Annotated in this window: 1 protein-coding gene; it reads left to right on the top strand. The window is 41.2% G+C overall.

Features of this window, described 5'->3' with window-relative positions:
• The first annotated feature begins 219 nt into the window (after positions 1-219).
• Positions 220-660, top strand: a complete 441-nt coding sequence (locus PSF16_RS17110; RefSeq protein ID WP_272689776.1) for a hypothetical protein — start codon at positions 220-222, stop codon at positions 658-660.
• Positions 661-1,018 lie beyond the last annotated feature (358 nt).

The raw sequence follows: 1,018 nt of genomic DNA, 5'->3' as shown, positions 1-1,018 counted from the left end.
AATGCGACTTCGAAATCTTTAGCAACGAATGCACAAGATTTAGAGTACCAGAGCCCTGTGATGCTGTCACGGGGCTTTGTTACATCTGGAGTCAGGTAAACCTCATAAATTCAACTCGCAACGCTCGCCGCAAGGCGTGAACTTGTTTCACGTCGAGGAAGCGGAATTTCCCGAAAGCCTTATAATATCTCCGTTCACACATCATCGGAGGGGATCACTATGTCTCAATTATTTCGTTTGGCATCACCGGCAGATTACGAATACATCGAAGAAATAAAATTATGGGAATTGTCATTTGATAAGCGACCGGTTCAAGGGGTTCGTTGTGAAGATCCGGTGATCGGGGCGGAAAAATACAATCGAGGGCGTGAAAAATTTAAGGCGTTAGCGTCACGGCATAAAAAACACTGGAAACCGAACGGATTGACCTTTTCGGAGTTGATCCGCTGGGCAATAGAGTGCGGAACCCCCGAACAATGTCAGCTTGTTTTAGCGTTATACCGTTGCACAAATGATGATGATTATCAGGCGATGGGAATTCAGTTAATCCGAAGTATTGATAATGCAAATGTCAGCCCGATCATCTTTTTCACCGGTAAAAATCAACGGTTATTAGGTGATGTTTCGATGCTTAAACAGCTCGAGGAAAAGGCAGGTTAATGTCATGTTTGTTTATTATCCTGTGTATTATTCCGTATCTTATTCTATCTAATTTCTCTCTAATACACAGAATAATACAGAGAATAAGATACAGAATAAGAGATAGACACAAGATGACGTTGTGTCATTTCTTACCCATTAATCTATCCGTTATTCTATCCATTATTCTGTCCGTTATTTTATCCGATTTAGGTATAACGGATAGAATAACGGGTAAAATAACGGATGGAATCATCATGTTACCAACCTACATCTATGATACTTTCAGTATCAATGCCACTCATTTTCTGGACGAAAATGAATGACATAAGGCTCTGCCCTCTGGCTATTTTCTTCGGCTGGACGCCTGCGAAAAAAG

The organism is Providencia sp. PROV033 (genome assembly GCF_028484855.1).
Taxonomy (GTDB): Bacteria; Pseudomonadota; Gammaproteobacteria; order Enterobacterales; family Enterobacteriaceae; genus Providencia; species Providencia alcalifaciens.
This window is presented reverse-complemented; position numbering and strand designations above follow the sequence as displayed.